The sequence below is a fragment of the Escherichia sp. HH091_1A genome (genome assembly GCF_030295175.1).
GTDB classification, from domain to species: domain Bacteria; phylum Pseudomonadota; class Gammaproteobacteria; order Enterobacterales; family Enterobacteriaceae; genus Escherichia; species Escherichia coli_F.
This window is the reverse complement of the sequence record NZ_AP025747.1, coordinates 5,000,883-5,016,595: the sequence shown is the minus strand read 5'-3', so window position 1 is coordinate 5,016,595 and position 15,713 is coordinate 5,000,883. Positions and strand designations below refer to the sequence as shown.

The window sequence follows — 15,713 nt, the reverse complement described above, 5'->3', positions numbered from 1 at the left end:
ATGTACAATCAAACCAGTTGACGCCTGAATTGGGCAGTTAATGACCTTTTTACCCTACCAGTGTTTAAATTTGTGATCAACTTCACACATGGATTTCGTTTAGGACTCATTGATGTAACTGATTATTTACGCCAAATTTACAGAGAAGATTTCCTCGACCATTGCCCCCACCAAACGCTGCGCTGAACAGAGTCGTGGCATCCCCAGCGCGACAGTTTGCCAGCGTTGGGTCACTGACCAGCAAACGGGTTGTTTATCTGCCGTGGACCACTTTCCCAGCCAACTTAAAAAATCAGCATGATCCCCACCCGTCGGGGCGGTTGAAGAGGTAAACCACTGATGGTAATAGTGACGCGTGGTCGTTGCCGCATTAATACTCTCTGCCAGATGTTGTGTCGCTTTCTCGCGCAAATCACCCAGCAACAACGCCACCGCTTGCGGGCTTCCCAGACGGCAGGCATCGCCAAATGCCCCCCAGCGCAGTTCCTCCAGAACGATAAAACAGCGCCCAGGCAACGACCAGGCGTTATACGCACCAGCACGCCAGCGGGTAAAAATTTGCTCACTCTGATCACCGGCCTGTACCAGTAATCCTCGTTGCGTTAACGCCTTTTCCTTCCAGCGACAACGGGCTGAAAACAACTCATACAAGGCGGCAATTTGCTGGGGGAGCTCCGGGAAAGCAGAGTGCTGGCGGTGATCCATTTTTTGCAGCAGCGCCAGATGCTGCGCGATCTGCGTCAGCGCCAGATGACCGGGATCCAGCATCGACGCCAGTTTTTCCACCAATGTCAGACGCAGGCTAAGCGGCGCATTTAACATGCCGCCGTTCGTCCATGCCTGAAGCTGCACGCGCGCAAGAAGTTCCTGCATCAGTCGTTCACGAAACTGCTGCTGATGGGCTTGTGGATGGCGGGCATCATCGCCCTGCGCCAGATCCACTAAAAAGCGGGAATGAATCGACTCCAGCACGCGACCGGGGCCGTCCAGTAACGTCTTGGTCAATATCGTTCTGCCGTGAAAAGTGTTTGAATATCATCGCGTAACAGCTGAGCGTCGGTGTAAATCCAGCCATGAGTCATCACAGTCTGCTGCAATTGCTGCTGCATCAGCCTGACCACCGATTCATTTTGTTGACGCAGAGCCAGACTTTCGCATAAACGCGTCTGTAATTCCGTCAAACATGAAGCGAACTCAGCGAAAAAAGTATTCATGCCTGCCGTAACAGATTCATCGACCTGCTCTGCCAGAACTTTAGCCATTTGTTGGCAATAAAGATCGACTTCTGCGCTTAATGCTCGTTGCAACGCACTGTAATCAACCGTCTCTATCGGGGATTTCTCATTTCCCCGTCCCCAGTCGGGCTGATTCAACCAGCGCGAAAAAGTCTCACGCACAACGCCTAAACGCGTGCTCTGCTCGTCCATTGCGTCCTGGCGCGAAATGACTTCACTGAACAGCTGGCGAGTGTTGAAGTGGGGAACTGCGCCGTGAAAAACAGGAAAATGAAACCCAGGACGAAACCCTGACTCGCTCAATTCCATTTTGACTTGTTGCTCAATGGGCCGAATAACATCGGTTAACACCCGGCAAAGAGTGGATTCAAGCTCGGCAAAACGCAGCGTAAAGTCGCGACTGATGGTGTTCTGCGCCGTCTGTAACAGTGTCTCACAGCAGGTACGAATCTCGCTTAATGACCCCGAATCATCCTGAAACAACGCGGCTAACTGGGCATTCACCGCATCTTGCTGTTGACGCAGAAAGAGGTTGGCGGAGGTCAGGGCCAGCTCGATTTCATGTTTAATCTCGCCGCTCACCTGAGCCTGATTGAGTTGAAATAGCTGCAAACTTTCTTCGATCTGGTGGATATTTTGCCGCAATTGTTCACAAGCGACGTTTAACCCGTGCGCACGAAAATCCAGGTATTCCCGCGCCTGCTGCGCGTAATTCAACAGTTTATGCGCGGCAGATCGCAGAGCATACAACGAGGCGTTAGCGTAAGCGGCATGAAGCAACGCCTGAATTGGCTGGGCGAACAGCGAATCTTCCCACAACTGATCGGCAGCATGACGAATATGTTCGAGGTCCGCCAGGTCGGCATGACGCCAGCGCCTGCCGAGCGCGGCATGGGCAAAATCCTCCACCCAGCGTTGTTGCTCTGGCGCGGGTAACTTACCTTTGTTGGCTAACTCATTACGCGCCCGATTCGCCAGGTAGCCCCACATCGACGACACTGGAAATATCTGCTGTGGCGTAATACAGCCTTTCATCAGCGTCCCGGAAATCAGTGCCCGCACCTGGTCGGCGTCGTCACTGTTACGATCCTGTTGATCGAACTTATTGACCAGCACATACAGCGGCACCGATTGCCCCACCGCCAAAATCGCCTCACGGACCTCTTCATCGGAGATCGATTTCAGTTGCGTATAATCCAGCACCGCCAGTACCGCCGAGGCGCGAGCCAGCTGCTGGTTAAGCATTTTTTGCAGATGCGGTTGCCCGGCTTCATTTGGCCCAGGGGTATCCAGTAACGTCAACTGACCGGGATAACTCTCCAGCCCCGCCAGATGGACAAACTCCACTTCAATCACGGGAATATGCTCAATGGCGGCGTAAGCAGAAAAAGGAAAATCGACGTCCAGCGCCTTCGCCAGTCGCACCAAATCATTCAAACTTTTCAGACAATGAAAAATAGGCTGGGCACCCAGATAATATTTTTCGAAAGCGACGCCATTTTCGATCCGCTGCATAAGCGCACGCATATCTTTATCTATTTCCAGCACATCGGTCAGATGCTTAATATCGCAATCACGCAGGCGCTGTTGTAATTGTTGAATTAAACCATCGATTGGCGCGACATGTGAAAAATGCAGTACCGGTTCTTTTTGCCCGGGCGTATGACGAATAAGCGTCGGCAGCGCAGTCATTGGACGATTGCGATTAGGCAAAACCTCTGTACCAACAATGGCATTAATGGTGGTTGATTTCCCTGCTTTCATGGTGCCGACAATCGCCAGCACCATTTCCAGTCGGGAAATTTTACGCAACTCATTATTCAGCATCGCGTGACGCTCGATGATATTAGGCTGACTCCAGGGTAAAGTCAGCTGTGGCGCATCGTCTCCGGGTATAGAGAGAGGCATTTTTTCCAGTAACTGCAACTGTTGACGAGAAAGCTGCAACAGGCGTTCAGCCTCCTGACTTAACTCATACAGGGTCTGTGTGTACATAGAAAATTTTTCCTTAAAGCAAATTTAATTACTTTTATTTAGCCAGATTGTTTTTGAGTTCTGTTTTCGGCTTTTATAATTACTGCAAGAAATAATTTTATATTTAGAGTGTTGTTTTTTATTAGAATAAATAACGTCTTCCGATACGTTTAAAACGTCAGAAAGATAAAAATATCATTTGAATTAAAAAAAGACCAAGTAGAACATTAACCTTATCTTAAATAATAAATGGAGGCAAAAAGATTATTTTCTTTTTGCGTTTCCTTTCAAATGAAAACGATCGTCGTCTAAAATCAGCAGTACCCCCGACAAACTCAGGGGTTTTGTGTATAATTGCGGCCTTTTTCGGCAATCTGCCGTTTTTTGGCGCTTTTGCCCTGCTGACTTTTGAGGAAATCCACATGTCATTACCACACTGCCCAAAATGCAACTCCGAATACACCTACGAAGATAACGGCATGTACATCTGCCCGGAATGTGCCTACGAATGGAACGACGCAGAACCTGCACAGGAAAGCGATGAACTGATCGTTAAAGATGCAAACGGCAATCTTCTGGCTGATGGCGACAGCGTTACCATCATTAAAGATCTGAAGGTGAAAGGTAGCTCTTCGATGCTGAAGATCGGTACCAAAGTGAAAAACATTCGCCTGGTTGAAGGCGACCACAACATCGATTGCAAAATCGACGGTTTTGGTCCGATGAAACTGAAATCTGAGTTTGTGAAAAAGAACTGATTGTATTGCTCAATGTAATATTGGCACATGATCGGTAGGCCGGATAAGGCGCTCGCGCCGCATCCGGCTACGGTGCCGACTGCCTGATGCGACGCTCGCGCGTCTTATCAGGCCTACAAATTCTCGCACCATCCGGCAACGGTGCCTAATGCGACGCTTACCGAGTCTTATCAGCCCCCGCTCATCTGTATAATTTTCGAACTACACTTAACTGGCTTCTCTTAACTGAGGTCACCATCATGCCGTTAAGTCCCTACCTCTCTTTTGCTGGTAACTGTTCCGATGCGATTGCCTATTATCAACGCACGTTGGGCGCGGAACTGCTTTATAAAATCAGCTTCGGCGAAATGCCGAAATCAGCGCAGGACAGCGCCGAGAACTGCCCTTCCGGTATGCAATTTCCCGATACCGCTATCGCCCATGCTAACGTGCGTATTGCCGGAAGCGATATCATGATGAGCGATGCCATACCGTCAGGAAAAGCCAGCTACTCCGGTTTTACACTGGTACTCGATTCGCAACAGGTCGAAGAAGGAAAACGCTGGTTTGATAACCTTGCTGCTAACGGAAAAATCGAAATGGCCTGGCAGGAAACTTTCTGGGCGCATGGCTTCGGCAAAGTCACCGATAAATTTGGCGTGCCGTGGATGATTAATGTCGTCAAACAACAACCAACGCACTAACCCGCCGGGAGGCCCGCCCTCCCGCACTGTCATCGAATTCCCGTTAACTCTTCATCTGTTAGTCACTTTTAGTTAACAAAATCGTCACGATAATCCGCCACGATGGAGCCACTTTTTTAGGGAGGCTGCATCATGCAAACGATTATCCGTGTCGAGAAGCTCGCCAAAACCTTCAATCAGCATCAGGCGCTGCATGCGGTTGATCTGAACATTCATCACGGTGAAATGGTGGCTCTGCTTGGGCCGTCCGGTTCCGGCAAATCCACCCTTTTACGTCATTTAAGCGGTTTGATTACCGGCGATAAATCTGCCGGTAGCCATATCGAGCTGCTGGGCCGCACAGTCCAGCGCGAAGGCCGTCTGGCCCGCGATATCCGCAAAAGCCGCGCCCATACCGGCTACATCTTCCAACAATTCAACCTGGTGAATCGCCTGAGCGTACTGGAGAACGTGCTGATTGGCGCGCTCGGCAACACGCCGTTCTGGCGTACCTGTTTTAGTTGGTTCACCCGCGAGCAGAAACAGCGCGCGTTACAGGCGCTGACTCGCGTCGGTATGGCGCACTTTGCATACCAACGCGTTTCCACGCTCTCCGGCGGCCAGCAGCAGCGTGTGGCGATTGCCCGCGCGCTGATGCAGCAGGCGAAGGTGATTCTGGCCGATGAACCCATCGCCTCGCTGGACCCGGAATCGGCGCGCATCGTGATGGACACCCTGCGCGACATTAACCAGAACGACGGCATTACCGTGGTCGTCACGCTGCATCAGGTGGATTACGCCCTGCGCTACTGCGAACGCATCGTCGCCCTGCGCCAGGGGCACGTCTTCTACGACGGCAGCAGCCAACAGTTTGATAACGAACGTTTTGACCATCTCTACCGCAGCATTAACCGCGTCGAAGAGAACGCGAAAGCTGCCTGACATCCCCATCATTGAGGAAAACGAATGAACGCTAAGATAATTGCCTCGCTGGCCTTCACCAGCATGTTCAGCCTCAGCACCCTGTTCAGCCCGGCGCACGCCGAAGAGCAGGAAAAGGCGCTGAATTTCGGCATTATTTCAACGGAATCACAGCAAAACCTGAAACCGCAATGGACGCCGTTCTTACAGGATATGGAAAAGAAGCTTGGCGTAAAGGTCAACGCCTTCTTTGCCCCGGACTACGCGGGCATTATCCAGGGAATGCGCTTCAACAAAGTGGACATCGCCTGGTACGGCAACTTGTCGGCGATGGAAGCGGTGGATCGCGCCAACGGTCAGGTCTTCGCCCAGACGGTCGCGGCGGATGGATCGCCGGGTTACTGGAGCGTGTTGATCGTCAACAAAGACAGTCCGATCAACAACCTGAACGATCTGCTGGCGAAGCGTAAAGATCTCACCTTTGGCAATGGCGATCCTAACTCCACCTCTGGCTTCCTCGTCCCCGGCTACTACGTCTTCGCCAAAAACAATATCTCCGCCAGCGACTTCAAGCGCACCGTCAACGCCGGGCATGAAACCAACGCGCTGGCCGTCGCCAACAAGCAGGTGGATGTGGCGACCAACAACACCGAGAACCTCGACAAGCTGAAAACCTCCGCACCGGAGAAGCTCAAAGAACTGAAGGTGATCTGGAAATCGCCGCTGATCCCAGGCGATCCGATCGTCTGGCGCAAAAATCTTTCCGAAACCACCAAAGACAAGATCTACGACTTCTTTATGAACTACGGCAAAACGCCGGAAGAGAAAGCGGTGCTGGAACGCCTGGGCTGGGCGCCGTTCCGCGCCTCCAGCGACCTGCAACTGGTGCCAATTCGCCAGCTCGCACTGTTTAAAGAGATGCAAAGCGTGAAGGACAACAAAGGGCTGAACGAACAGGACAAGCTCGCGAAAACCACCGAGATACAGGCGCAACTGGATGACCTGGATCGCCTGAACAACGCGTTAAGCGCGATGAGTTCGGTGAGTAAAGCGGTGCAGTAATGTGCTCGATCGGTCCCCTCTCCCTTGAGGGAGAGGGTTAGGGTGAGGGGGGAAATACGCACGCTGATGCCCTCACCCCGGCCCTCTCCCACAGGGAGAGGGAGAAAACATTAAACGGAGCCAAACATGCAAACCATCACCATCGCCCCACCCAAGCGCAGCTGGTTCTCGCTTCTGAGCTGGGCCATTGTTCTCGCCGTGCTGGTCGTCTCGTGGCAGGGCGCGGAAATGGCCCCGCTCACGCTGATTAAAGACGGCGGCAACATGGCGACGTTCGCCGCCGACTTCTTCCCGCCCGATTTCAGCCAGTGGCAGGATTACCTCACCGAAATGGCCGTCACGCTGCAAATCGCCGTCTGGGGCACCGCGCTGGCAGTCGTTCTCTCCATCCCCTTCGGCCTGATGAGCGCCGAAAACCTGGTGCCGTGGTGGGTTTACCAGCCCGTTCGCCGCCTGATGGACGCCTGCCGCGCCATTAACGAGATGGTCTTCGCCATGCTGTTCGTGGTCGCCGTCGGTCTCGGTCCGTTCGCTGGCGTACTGGCGCTGTTTATCCACACCACCGGCGTGCTCTCCAAACTGCTTTCCGAAGCGGTAGAAGCAATTGAACCCGGCCCGGTGGAAGGCATTCGCGCCACCGGTGCCAACAAGCTCGAAGAGATCCTCTATGGCGTGCTGCCGCAGGTGATGCCGCTGCTAATCTCCTACTCCCTCTATCGCTTCGAATCCAACGTCCGTTCGGCGACTGTCGTCGGCATGGTCGGCGCGGGCGGAATTGGCGTCACGCTGTGGGAAGCGATTCGCGGTTTCCAGTTCCAGCAAACCTGTGCCCTGATGGTGCTGATTATCGTCACGGTCAGCCTGCTGGATTTCCTCTCTCAACGGTTGCGTAAGCACTTTATCTGATAAGCGAGGCATTGATATCTATGCACTTGTCTACACATCCGACCAGCTACCCAACACGCTATCAGGAGATAGCCGCAAAACTTGAGCAGGAGCTTCGTCAACACTACCGCTGCGGCGACTATCTTCCCGCCGAGCAGCAACTGGCAGCGCGCTTTGAGGTGAATCGCCACACCCTGCGCCGTGCCATCGACCAACTGGTGGAAAAAGGCTGGGTACAGCGCCGTCAGGGCATCGGCGTACTGGTGCTGATGCGCCCGTTCGATTACCCGCTCAACGCCCAGGCGCGTTTTAGCCAGAACCTGCTGGATCAGGGTAGCCATCCCACCAGCGAAAAACTGCTGTCCGTGCTGCGCCCGGCCTCCGGTCACGTCGCTGACGCGCTGGGGATAACCGAGGGCGAGAACGTTATCCACCTGCGCACCCTGCGCCGGGTCAACGGCGTCGCGCTCTGTTTAATCGACCACTACTTTGCGGACCTCACTCTCTGGCCGACGCTGCAACGCTTCGACAGCGGCTCGCTGCACGATTTTTTGCACGAGCAAACGGGGATTGCGCTGCGCCGCAGCCAGACGCGGATCAGCGCCCGCCGCGCCCAGGCCAAAGAGTGCCAGCGTCTTGAAATCCCGAATATGTCGCCGCTGCTGTGCGTGCGCACCCTTAACCACCGTGACGGTGAAAGCAGCCCGGCGGAGTACTCCGTCAGCCTGACGCGCGCCGACATGATTGAATTCACTATGGAGCACTGAATGCACGCAGATACCGCGACCCGCCAGCACTGGATGTCCGTACTGGCACACAGCCAACCGGCTGAACTGGCAGCCCGCCTGAAGGCGCTGAACATCACCGCCGACTATGAGGTGATCCGCGCCGCTGAAACCGGCCTGGTGCAGATTCAGGCGCGGATGGGTGGCACCGGCGAACGCTTTTTTGCCGGCGACGCCACGCTCACCCGCGCCGCCGTACGCCTGACTGACGGCACGCTCGGCTACAGCTGGGTGCTGGGGCGCGACAAACAGCACGCCGAACGCTGCGCGCTGATTGACGCGCTGATGCAGCAATCTCGCCACTTTCAAAACTTATCAGAAACTCTTATTGCCCCGCTGGACGCTGACCGTATGGCACGCATTGCCGCACGCCAGGCCGAAGTGAACGCCAGTCGGGTCGACTTCTTTACGATGGTTCGCGGAGACAACGCATGACCCTGGAAACCGCTTTTATGCTTCCCGTGCAGGATGCCCAGCACAGTTTTCGTCGCCTGTTAAAGGCCATGAGCGAGCCGGGCGTGATTGTCGCCCTGCATCAGCTCAAACGCGGCTGGCAGCCGCTGAATATCGCCACCACCAGCGTGCTGCTCACGCTGGCCGATAACGACACGCCGGTGTGGCTTTCCGCGCCATTAAGTAACGATATCGTCAGCCAGAGCCTGCGTTTTCATACCAACGCCCCGCTGGTCAATCAGCCGGAACAGGCGACCTTCGCAGTGACGGATGAGGCGATTGCCAGCGAGCAGCTCAACGCCCTTTCCACCGGCACCGCCGTTGCGCCGGAAGCCGGTGCGACGTTGATTTTACAGGTCACCAGCCTGAGCGGCGGACGCATGCTGCGCCTCACCGGCGCGGGTATTGCCGAAGAACGGATGATCGCCCCGCAACTGCCGGAGTGCATTCTGCACGAACTCACCGAGCGCCCGCACCCGTTCCCGCTCGGCATCGACCTGATCCTGACCTGCGGCGAGCGCCTGCTGGCTATTCCGCGAACCACTCATGTGGAGGTGTGCTGATGTACGTTGCCGTGAAAGGGGGCGAGAAGGCGATCGACGCCGCCCACGCCCTGCAAGAGAGCCGACGCCGGGGCGATACCGATTTGCCTGAACTGAGCGTCGCCCAGATTGAACAGCAGCTTAATCTCGCGGTGGATCGCGTGATGACCGAAGGCGGCATTGCCGACCGCGAACTGGCCGCACTGGCGCTGAAACAGGCCAGTGGCGATAACGTTGAAGCAATTTTCCTGCTGCGCGCCTACCGCACGACGCTGGCAAAACTGGCGGTAAGCGAGCCGCTCGACACCACCGAGATGCGTCTCGAACGCCGTATCTCCGCCGTTTATAAAGACATTCCTGGCGGCCAGCTGCTTGGCCCGACCTACGACTACACCCATCGCCTGCTCGATTTCACCCTGCTGGCGAATGGCGAAGCGCCGACGCTGACCACCACCGACAGCGAGCAAGCCCCATCGCCGCACGTTTTCAGCCTGCTGGCGCGTCAGGGGCTGGCGAAGTTTGAAGAGGATAGCGGCGCACAGCCGGATGACATCACCCGTACACCGCCGGTTTACCCTTGCTCTCGCGCCTCCCGCCTGCAACAGCTCATGCGCGGCGACGAAGGCTATTTGCTGGCGCTGGCCTACTCCACCCAGCGTGGTTACGGACGCAATCACCCGTTCGCAGGCGAAATCCGCAGTGGCTATATCGACGTGTCTATTGTGCCGGAAGAGCTGGGATTTGCGGTGAACATCGGCGAACTAGTGATGACCGAGTGTGAAATGGTCAACGGTTTTATCGACCCGCCGGATGAGCCGCCGCACTTCACGCGCGGCTACGGGCTGGTGTTCGGCATGAGCGAGCGCAAAGCGATGGCAATGGCGCTGGTTGACCGCGCTCTACAAGCCCCGGAGTACGGCGAGCACGCGACAGGCCCGGCGCAGGATGAAGAGTTCGTGCTGGCGCATGCCGACAACGTCGAAGCCGCAGGCTTTGTCTCGCACCTCAAACTCCCGCACTACGTCGATTTCCAGGCCGAGCTGGAGCTACTCAAACGTCTGCAACAGGAGCAGAACCATGGCTAATCTGAGCGGCTACAACTTTGCGTACCTCGACGAGCAGACCAAACGCATGATCCGCCGCGCCATCTTAAAAGCGGTGGCGATCCCCGGCTATCAGGTGCCGTTTGGCGGGCGCGAGATGCCGATGCCATACGGCTGGGGAACTGGTGGTATCCAGCTTACCGCCAGTGTGATTGGCGAAAGCGACGTGTTGAAGGTGATTGACCAGGGCGCGGATGACACCACCAACGCCGTATCAATTCGCAACTTTTTCAAGCGCGTGACCGGGGTAAACACCACTGAACGTACGGACGATGCGACGCTTATCCAGACGCGCCACCGCATCCCCGAAACGCCGCTGACCGAAGATCAGATCATTATTTTCCAGGTGCCGATCCCCGAACCGCTGCGCTTTATCGAGCCGCGCGAAACGGAGACCCGCACTATGCACGCGCTGGAGGAGTACGGCGTGATGCAGGTGAAACTGTATGAAGATATCGCCCGCTTCGGTCATATCGCCACCACCTACGCCTATCCGGTGAAGGTGAACGGACGCTACGTCATGGACCCATCGCCGATCCCGAAATTTGATAACCCGAAAATGGACATGATGCCCGCCCTGCAACTGTTCGGCGCGGGGCGCGAGAAGCGTATTTATGCGGTGCCGCCGTTTACCCGCGTGGAAAGCCTCGATTTCGACGATCACCCGTTCACCGTTCAGCAGTGGAATGAACCCTGCGCGATTTGCGGATCAACCCACAGCTATCTCGATGAAGTGGTGCTGGATGACGCCGGAAACCACATGTTTGTCTGTTCCGATACCGATTACTGCCGCCAACAGAGCGAGGCGAAAAGCCAATGAATCAACCGTTACTTTCGGTCAATAACCTGACCCACCTTTACGCGCCGGGCAAAGGCTTTAGCGATGTCTCTTTTGATTTATGGCCGGGGGAAGTGCTGGGCATCGTCGGGGAATCCGGCTCCGGGAAGACCACGCTGCTGAAATCAATCTCCGCGCGCCTGACGCCGCAGCAGGGGGAGATTCGCTATGAAAACCGCTCCCTCTATGGCATGAGCGAAGCCGACCGCCGTCGCCTGCTGCGCACCGAATGGGGCGTGGTGCATCAGCATCCGCTCGACGGCCTGCGCCGTCAGGTGTCAGCAGGCGGCAATATCGGCGAACGGCTGATGGCGACCGGGGCGCGTCATTACGGCGATATTCGCGCCACCGCGCAGAAGTGGCTGGAAGAGGTGGAGATTCCCGCCAACCGTATCGACGACCTGCCGACCACTTTTTCCGGCGGTATGCAGCAGCGTTTGCAGATTGCCCGCAACCTGGTGACGCATCCGAAGCTGGTGTTTATGGATGAACCGACCGGCGGGCTGGATGTATCAGTGCAAGCGCGCCTGCTCGACCTGCTGCGCGGCCTGGTGGTGGAACTGAACCTGGCGGTGGTGATTGTCACCCATGATTTAGGCGTCGCCCGCCTGCTGGCGGACCGTTTGCTGGTGATGAAGCAGGGGCAGGTGGTGGAGAGTGGGTTAACCGACCGCGTACTCGACGACCCGCATCATCCGTATACCCAGTTGCTGGTGTCATCGGTTTTGCAGAATTGAGTTGCAACACTTTGCGCACTGATCCCCTCACCCCGGCCCTCTCCCGGAGGGAGAGGGAGAAAACCGGCGCAATATTCAACACCGTGCACAAGCGGTCCCCTCGCCCCTTTGGGGAGAGGGTTAGGGTGAGGGGCAATGTGCGCACCGCTCCCAAACATGCGAACCACGAGGCGAAAAATGATTAACGTACAAAACGTCAGTAAAACCTTCATCCTGCACCAGCAAAACGGCGTGCGCCTGCCCGTCTTACAACGCGCCTCGCTCACCGTCAACGCGGGCGAATGCGTGGTGCTCCACGGTCACTCCGGCAGCGGCAAATCAACTCTGCTACGCTCGCTGTACGCCAACTATCTGCCCGACGAAGGGCAAATCCAGATCAAACACGGTGACGAATGGGTAGACCTGGTCACCGCGCCAACGCGCAAAGTGGTGGAAATCCGCAAAACCACTGTCGGCTGGGTAAGCCAGTTTCTGCGCGTCATCCCGCGTATTTCGGCACTGGAAGTGGTGATGCAGCCGCTGCTCGATACCGGCGTTCCGCGTGAAGCCTGCGCCGCTAAAGCCGCCCGATTACTGACGCGCCTGAACGTGCCTGAACGCCTGTGGCACCTGGCACCATCGACCTTCTCCGGCGGCGAACAGCAGCGCGTCAACATCGCCCGTGGCTTTATCGTCGACTATCCGATTCTGCTGCTGGATGAACCCACCGCCTCGCTGGACGCTAAAAACAGCGCCGCCGTAGTGGAACTGATCCGCGAAGCCAAAGCCCGCGGCGCGGCCATCGTCGGTATCTTCCATGACGAAGCCGTACGCAATGACGTCGCCGACCGCCTGCACCCAATGGGAGTCTCTTCATGATTATCAATAACGTCAAACTGGTGCTGGAAAATGAAGTGGTGCACGGTTCACTGGAAGTACAGGATGGCGAAATTCGCGCCTTTGCCGAAAGCCAGAGCCGCCTGCCAGAGGCGATGGACGGCGAAGGCGGCTGGCTGCTGCCGGGGCTGATTGAGCTGCATACCGACAACCTCGATAAATTCTTCACTCCGCGCCCAAAAGTGGACTGGCCTGCCCACTCGGCGATGAGCAGCCACGACGCGCTGATGGTGGCGAGCGGCATCACCACCGTGCTGGATGCCGTGGCGATTGGCGACGTGCGCGACGGCGGCGATCGGCTGGAGAATCTGGAGAAGATGATCAACGCCATCGAAGAGACGCAGAAACGCGGCGTCAACCGCGCCGAGCACCGTCTGCACCTGCGCTGTGAACTGCCACATCACACCACGCTGCCGCTGTTTGAAAAACTGGTGCAGCGCGAGCCGGTCACGCTGGTGTCGCTGATGGACCACTCACCGGGCCAGCGCCAGTTCGCCAATCGCGAGAAGTATCGCGAATATTACCAGGGCAAATACTCGCTCACCGATGCGCAGATGCAGCAGTACGAAGAGGAACAACTGGCGCTTGCCGCACGCTGGTCGCAGCCGAATCGCGAAACCATCGCCGCAATGTGCCGCGCGCGACAAATTGCCCTCGCCAGCCACGATGACGCCACGCACGCGCACGTTGCCGAATCCCACCAGCTTGGCAGCGTAATCGCCGAATTTCCCACCACGTTCGAAGCGGCGGAAGCTTCGCGCAAGCATGGCATGAATGTATTGATGGGCGCGCCCAATATCGTGCGCGGCGGTTCGCACTCCGGCAACGTGGCGGCAAGTGAGCTGGCGCAGCTTGGCCTGCTGGATATCCTCTCTTCCGACTACTACCCTGCCAGCCTGCTGGATGCGGCGTTCCGCGTCGCCGATGACGAGAGCAACCGCTTTACGCTGCCGCAGGCGGTGAAGCTGGTGACCAAAAACCCGGCCCAGGCGCTGAATCTTCAGGATCGCGGGGTGATTGGCGAGGGCAAACGCGCCGACCTGGTGCTGGCGCACCGCAAGGGCAATCACATTCATATCGACCACGTCTGGCGTCAGGGAAAAAGGGTGTTTTGATGATGGGAAAACTGATTTGGTTGATGGGGCCGTCCGGCTCCGGGAAAGATAGCCTGCTGGCGGAGCTCCGCCTGCGGGAACAAACTCAGTTACTGGTGGCGCATCGCTACATCACGCGCGATGCCAGCGCCGGAAGCGAAAATCATATCGCCCTGAGTGAGCAGGAGTTTTTTGCCCGCGCGGGGCAGCAACTCTTCGCATTAAGCTGGCATGCTAATAGCTACTATTATGGTGTCGGGCTGGAGATTGACCTCTGGCTGCACGCCGGATTCGACGTGGTGGTCAATGGCTCACGTGCGCATCTGCCGCAGGCGCGGGCGCGCTATCAATCGGCGCTGCTGCCCATCTGTTTACAGGTTTCGCCAGAGATCCTGCGCCAGCGCCTGGAAAACCGTGGCCGTGAAAACGCGACAGAAATTAACGCCCGCCTGGCGCGCGCCGCCCGCTATACTCCTCAGGATTGCCATACGCTCAATAATGACGGCAGCCTGCGCCAGTCGGTCGACACGCTGCTGACGCTGATTCATCAGAAGGAGAAACACCATGCCTGCTTGTGAGCTTCGCCCGGCTACGCAGTACGACACCGACGCAGTTTACGCGCTGATTTGTGAGCTAAAACAGGCGGAGTTTGACCACCACGCGTTTCGCGTGGGGTTTAACGCCAACCTGCGCGACCCGAACATGCGCTACCATCTGGCGCTGCTGGATGGCGAAGTTGTCGGCATGATCGGCCTGCATTTGCAGTTTCATCTGCATCATGTCAACTGGATCGGCGAAATTCAGGAACTGGTGGTGATGCCGCAGGCGCGCGGTCTGAACGTCGGCAGTAAATTACTGGCATGGGCCGAAGAAGAAGCCCGCCAGGCCGGGGCCGAAATGACCGAGCTTTCCACCAACGTCAAGCGCCACGACGCGCACCGTTTCTATCTGCGCGAAGGCTACGAGCAGAGCCACTTCCGCTTCACCAAGGCGCTGTAACATGAGCCTGACCCTTACGCTCACCGGCACAGGCGGCGCACAGGGCGTTCCCGCATGGGGCTGCGAGTGCGCGGCCTGCGCCAGAGCGCGGAGCTCGCCGCAGTATCGCCGCCAGCCCTGCAGCGGCGTAGTGAAGTTTAACGAGGCGATCACCCTGATCGACGCCGGGCTGCACGATCTCGCCGATCGCTGGTCGCCCGGATCGTTCCAGCAATTTTTACTGACACACTACCATATGGATCATGTGCAGGGGCTGTTCCCGCTGCGCTGGGGCGTGGGTGATTCGATCCCGGTCTACGGCCCGCCGGATGAACAGGGCTGCGACGATCTGTTTAAACATCCGGGCCTGCTTGATTTCAGCCACACGGTGGAGCCATTTGTGATGTTTGATTTGCAGGGATTACAGGTCACGCCGCTGCCGCTCAACCATTCGAAACTCACTTTCGGCTATCTACTGGAAACGGCACATAGCCGGGTGGCGTGGCTGTCTGACACCGCAGGCCTGCCGGAAAAAACGGTGAAATTTTTACGCAATAATCAGCCGCAGGTGATGGTGATTGATTGCAGTCACCCACCGCGCGCGAATTCGCCACGCAATCACTGTGATTTAAACACCGTGCTGGCGCTGAATGAAGTTATCCGCTCGCCGCGCGTGGTTCTGACACATATCAGCCATCAGCTTGATGTGTGGCTGATGGAGAACGTACTGCCGTCAGGGTTTGAGGCGGGGTTTGATGGGATAGAGATTGGGGTGGAGTGATGGGTGAGGGGCGATGCCTGCTCTAAACT

Annotated in this window: 18 protein-coding genes; 16 read left to right on the top strand and 2 right to left on the bottom strand. The window is 56.7% G+C overall.

The annotated features are described in order from the left end of the window. Positions 1 to 126: 126 nt before the first annotated feature. Both QUF14_RS24810 and crfC read right to left on the bottom strand, forming a co-directional pair. Positions 127 to 1,005, bottom strand: coding sequence for a diguanylate cyclase regulator RdcB family protein (locus tag QUF14_RS24810; protein ID WP_000169138.1), 879 nt, complete (start codon positions 1,003 to 1,005; stop codon positions 127 to 129). Next, positions 1,002 to 3,230 (bottom strand): clamp-binding protein CrfC, encoded by a 2,229-nt coding sequence (gene crfC, locus QUF14_RS24805; RefSeq protein WP_100733579.1) that lies wholly within the window; start codon positions 3,228 to 3,230, stop codon positions 1,002 to 1,004. Before crfC ends, QUF14_RS24810 begins: the two co-directional genes overlap by 4 nt. 401 nt (positions 3,231 to 3,631) lie before the next feature. Between crfC and QUF14_RS24800 the strand changes: the two genes are divergently transcribed. The 16 genes from QUF14_RS24800 (at position 3,632) to phnP (ending at position 15,684) form a co-directional block, all read left to right on the top strand. Further along, positions 3,632 to 3,967, top strand: a complete 336-nt coding sequence (locus QUF14_RS24800; protein WP_001300891.1) for a zinc ribbon domain-containing protein YjdM — start codon at positions 3,632 to 3,634, stop codon at positions 3,965 to 3,967. Positions 3,968 to 4,206: 239 nt separating this feature from the next. Then, positions 4,207 to 4,650: a VOC family metalloprotein YjdN gene (yjdN, locus tag QUF14_RS24795; RefSeq protein WP_001131334.1), complete on the top strand. Its 444-nt coding sequence runs from the start codon at positions 4,207 to 4,209 to the stop codon at positions 4,648 to 4,650. 132 nt (positions 4,651 to 4,782) lie between these two features. Next, positions 4,783 to 5,571 carry a phosphonate ABC transporter ATP-binding protein gene (gene phnC, locus QUF14_RS24790; protein ID WP_001193382.1) on the top strand — a complete coding sequence of 263 codons (789 nt, stop codon included), beginning with the start codon at positions 4,783 to 4,785 and terminating at the stop codon, positions 5,569 to 5,571. Positions 5,572 to 5,595: 24 nt separating this feature from the next. Continuing rightward, the gene (gene phnD / locus QUF14_RS24785; protein WP_000991974.1) at positions 5,596 to 6,612 is read left to right on the top strand and encodes a phosphonate ABC transporter substrate-binding protein; all 1,017 of its coding nucleotides are present in this window, start codon (positions 5,596 to 5,598) and stop codon (positions 6,610 to 6,612) included. A gap of 126 nt (positions 6,613 to 6,738) precedes the next feature. Next, positions 6,739 to 7,518, top strand: coding sequence for a phosphonate ABC transporter, permease protein PhnE (phnE, locus tag QUF14_RS24780; RefSeq protein ID WP_001193496.1), 780 nt, complete (start codon positions 6,739 to 6,741; stop codon positions 7,516 to 7,518). Between the two features lie 20 nt (positions 7,519 to 7,538). Then, on the top strand, positions 7,539 to 8,264 hold the full coding sequence (phnF, locus tag QUF14_RS24775; RefSeq protein WP_024212278.1) for a phosphonate metabolism transcriptional regulator PhnF: 726 nt from the start codon (positions 7,539 to 7,541) through the stop codon (positions 8,262 to 8,264). Then, on the top strand, positions 8,265 to 8,717 hold the full coding sequence (gene phnG / locus QUF14_RS24770) for a phosphonate C-P lyase system protein PhnG (protein ID WP_000542765.1): 453 nt from the start codon (positions 8,265 to 8,267) through the stop codon (positions 8,715 to 8,717). After that, positions 8,714 to 9,298, top strand: a complete 585-nt coding sequence (gene phnH / locus QUF14_RS24765; protein ID WP_000171620.1) for a phosphonate C-P lyase system protein PhnH — start codon at positions 8,714 to 8,716, stop codon at positions 9,296 to 9,298. The genes phnG and phnH overlap by 4 nt, the downstream gene beginning before the upstream one ends. After that, entirely contained in the window at positions 9,298 to 10,362 is a 1,065-nt protein-coding gene (gene phnI / locus QUF14_RS24760; RefSeq protein WP_024212277.1) for an alpha-D-ribose 1-methylphosphonate 5-triphosphate synthase subunit PhnI, read from the top strand. Before phnH ends, phnI begins: the two co-directional genes overlap by 1 nt. Continuing rightward, the gene (gene phnJ / locus QUF14_RS24755) at positions 10,355 to 11,200 is read left to right on the top strand and encodes an alpha-D-ribose 1-methylphosphonate 5-phosphate C-P-lyase PhnJ (RefSeq protein WP_000002287.1); all 846 of its coding nucleotides are present in this window, start codon (positions 10,355 to 10,357) and stop codon (positions 11,198 to 11,200) included. Before phnI ends, phnJ begins: the two co-directional genes overlap by 8 nt. Next, complete coding sequence (phnK, locus tag QUF14_RS24750) at positions 11,197 to 11,955, top strand: phosphonate C-P lyase system protein PhnK (RefSeq protein ID WP_001075536.1); 759 nt, start codon at positions 11,197 to 11,199, stop codon at positions 11,953 to 11,955. Before phnJ ends, phnK begins: the two co-directional genes overlap by 4 nt. A gap of 177 nt (positions 11,956 to 12,132) precedes the next feature. Beyond that, positions 12,133 to 12,813, top strand: a complete 681-nt coding sequence (gene phnL, locus QUF14_RS24745) for a phosphonate C-P lyase system protein PhnL (protein ID WP_000611431.1) — start codon at positions 12,133 to 12,135, stop codon at positions 12,811 to 12,813. Then, a complete protein-coding gene (gene phnM / locus QUF14_RS24740; RefSeq protein ID WP_000586293.1) occupies positions 12,810 to 13,946 on the top strand; it encodes an alpha-D-ribose 1-methylphosphonate 5-triphosphate diphosphatase in 1,137 nt (378 codons plus the stop codon). The genes phnL and phnM overlap by 4 nt, the downstream gene beginning before the upstream one ends. Beyond that, entirely contained in the window at positions 13,946 to 14,503 is a 558-nt protein-coding gene (gene phnN, locus QUF14_RS24735; protein ID WP_000971879.1) for a ribose 1,5-bisphosphokinase, read from the top strand. Before phnM ends, phnN begins: the two co-directional genes overlap by 1 nt. Next, on the top strand, positions 14,490 to 14,924 hold the full coding sequence (gene phnO, locus QUF14_RS24730; protein ID WP_001110490.1) for an aminoalkylphosphonate N-acetyltransferase: 435 nt from the start codon (positions 14,490 to 14,492) through the stop codon (positions 14,922 to 14,924). The genes phnN and phnO overlap by 14 nt, the downstream gene beginning before the upstream one ends. A 1-nt stretch (position 14,925) precedes the next feature. After that, entirely contained in the window at positions 14,926 to 15,684 is a 759-nt protein-coding gene (phnP, locus tag QUF14_RS24725; protein ID WP_000059936.1) for a phosphonate metabolism protein PhnP, read from the top strand. The last annotated feature ends 29 nt before the right edge of the window (positions 15,685 to 15,713 follow it).